3 protein-coding genes are annotated in these 2,930 nt (G+C 61.2%); 1 reads left to right on the forward strand and 2 read right to left on the reverse strand.

Annotated features, from left to right (window positions below):
- On the reverse strand, positions 1 to 1,175 hold a 1,175-nt coding region (locus VK804_RS14745), incomplete at its 3' end, for an alkaline phosphatase family protein (RefSeq protein ID WP_325371559.1).
- Between the two features lie 230 nt (positions 1,176 to 1,405).
- Positions 1,406 to 2,227, reverse strand: coding sequence for a hypothetical protein (locus VK804_RS14750; protein ID WP_325371560.1), 822 nt, complete (start codon positions 2,225 to 2,227; stop codon positions 1,406 to 1,408).
- A gap of 147 nt (positions 2,228 to 2,374) precedes the next feature.
- Between VK804_RS14750 and VK804_RS14755 the strand changes: the two genes are divergently transcribed.
- Positions 2,375 to 2,930: SDR family NAD(P)-dependent oxidoreductase (locus VK804_RS14755; protein WP_325371561.1), on the forward strand; the 556-nt coding region annotated here is incomplete at its 3' end.

Below are 2,930 nucleotides of genomic sequence, written 5' to 3' on the forward strand. Positions count from 1 at the left end.
GCGATCAGGTGGTCGAAGAAGCCGTCGTTCTCGTCGAAATTCACGATCAGCACGGTGGAGGCCCACACTTCCGGATTCGCGGTCAGCGCATCGAGCACATTCGAGATGTACCAGGCGCCCCAGTTCGGCGGGAATGTCGGATGCTCACAATAGGCCTGCGGCGCCACCACCCACGACACCTGCGGCAGCGCGTTATTGAGGACGTCGCTTTGCAGTTGCTGGAACAGCGAGCCGCCGTTGAACGCACCGCCGTTGAAGAGATCGGTGCCGGTCCTGGCCTTGTCGAACAGCGCGCTGCCCGGCTGCGCGTTCTGGTACTGCAGGAAATACAGGGGCGATGTGTCGCCGAAATTTCCGATGAACGGGTTATCGGTGAAACCTTCGAATTGCTCGGGCGTGAGGCCCAAGCCCACATCCTGATAAAACTTCCACGAGACGCCGGCGGCCTCGAGCCGTTCCGGATAGGTCAACCAGTCATAGCCTTGCTCATCATTGTTGACCACAGGGCCGCCCGGCAGCACGCCGTTGCCGGTGCTGGGGCCCGCCGCGAGCGTGAAAGTCCCGGGCGTCGCGCCGGAGAAAGGTTGCTGGATCGTGTCGGTCTGCGTGCCGTTCTGCCCGACCCATCCGGTCCACAAGTAATAGCGATTCGGGTCGGTCGGAGCCATGGTCGAGCAATGATAGTTGTCGCAGACCGTGAAGGCGTCGGCCAGCGCATAGTGGAACGGGATATCGCCGCGTTCGACGAAGGTCATCGTCTCGATGCTGCCTTTGGCCGCAACCCAGTTGTCATTGTTGCCGCCGTTCCAAGCCCCGTGTGCATCCGACCAGTTGTGCGGCAAGTCGCGGACGAACTGGTATCCCAGAAAGGGCTGCGGCGGGCGGAACGGCAACAGCGTGTCGGCGCCGTTCGGCTGCTGGAACACCGAGTTGCCCGAAGGCAGAGTCACCGCGCGCGGATCATCGAAGCCGCGCACCCCGCGCAACGACCCCAGATAGTGATCGAACGAACGATTCTCCTGCATCAGCACGACGATATGCTTCACGTCCTTGATCGTACCCGTGACGATCTTCGGCTCAATGCTCAAGGCACGCAGGATCGATTCCGGAAACGCGGCGCCGAACGCCGCTGCTCCCATGGCTCGAAGGACTGTGCGTCGGTCTGTCTTCTCCATCGGCGTGCTCCTTGGAATCGTCTTCAAGATGGTCCCAAGCTAGTGGCGCTTCGTTACGCTTTTGTGTTGGAGGTATTAAGAATCAACCGCACACTTGGCCGTCGTTTGACCGCAGAGTGAAGCGCATTCACAGCACACCGCAGCGACAGCCACGCATTGGTCGTCACAGGCGCACGCATAACTATTCTTCAGACCGGTTCGCGCGGCTCTGACCGGTTCGCGCGCGGCTCTCAATCTCTCGAGTCGGCTGCAACACTGAATCGAGTCACGAGGCGCTCGCCGATCCCGGCGGCTCCGACGTCGAGCGGCGCGCCGCTCTGCGAACGGATGGCCGCGGTTAAATCCATATTGAGCACCACTTGATATTGTCCCGGCGGGAGAGTTACCGCGGGCGTCACGAGCAGGGCGCGCGCATTGTGGGCCGGGATCGATAGGCTCACTGGAATGACCAGCGTCCCGCCCTCGGCCGCGTCATTGATTCGCTCCAGGCGCACGGCTGCCGGGTTCATGCCGCCGCCGTCCAATTCTTGGGTAAACCCAATGACGATCCGTGAAGGCGCCGCATCCAACGTGTCGCCGGAATTAGGTTCCACCGCGGCAACCTTGAATTCGCTGCTCATCGGCATCTGCGAGCCGGGCAGCGCGCCATCTTGAATCCATTGGATGACAAACGGGATGTCGCTGGCCGGAGCGCCGTCCCCTTCCTTCTGCATATGGATGACCAAATAGCTATCCGTCGGATCGCCGGGCTTCACTCGATCGAGCGTGGGTTCTTCGGTGCTGGGCACATCGACCAAATCGTTGTAGCTATGCGCGGCGTCGAGATTTAGATTCTCGGCGGGATTGGCCCCGCCGTGACAACCGGCGCATAGGGGGGTAAAGATATTGGCTTGGATGGAATCGAAATCGGCGGTCAACATCATCGATGGCGGATTGGCGGCCATCGGCTGCGCATCCATGCCGTGATTGCCGCCGGAGCAGCCGGTCATTGCGAGCAGCAAGACACCACCCGGGGAGCGCAGACCCCACACTGCGCGGTGCTTGGTGAACATGCAATCGCCTCCCGCAATCCGCACGGCGGACGCGCGTCGAGACTGGAGCGTCGATAGGTAAGTGTCGCTCGATGCCGCGAAGGATGCGGGACGCAAGAATTATTGTCGCAGCCGGGTAGAATCGGTCGATCCACAAAGGGCAGTTCTATGACGAATCCGCTTTTCGATCTTTCCGGCCAGGTCGCCCTCATCACCGGATCTTCCCGCGGTATCGGCAGGGCGATCGCCGAAGAGATGTCGGCGGCCGGCGCCAAGGTCGTCATTTCATCGCGCAAGCTGGAAGCCTGCGACCTGGTTCGCGATGCAATCCGTGCACGTGGCGGCGAAGCCATCTCCCTGACCTGCAACATCGGCCGCAAAGAAGAAGTGGAAGGATTGGTCAAAGCCACCCTGGAACAACTGGGGCGGATCGACATCTTGGTGTGCAACGCGGCCGTCAATCCGTTCTATGGCTCGCTCACCAAGCTGGACGATGATGCCTGGGATAAAATCATGATCAGCAACGTGAAGAGCAGCTGGTGGCTGGCCAAGCTCGTCGCGCCGCACATGGTGGAGCGCGGTTCCGGCAATATCATGCTCATCTCCAGCATTGGCGCATTCAGGGCTACTGCCGTGCTCGGTGCCTACGGCATTTCCAAGGCCGCAGAGGCGCAGCTGGCGCGAAACCTCGCACTGGAGTTAGGTCCTAAGGGCATTCGCGTCA

The sequence above is a fragment of the Bradyrhizobium sp. genome (assembly GCF_035484855.1).
Lineage (GTDB): Bacteria > Pseudomonadota > Alphaproteobacteria > Rhizobiales > Xanthobacteraceae > Bradyrhizobium.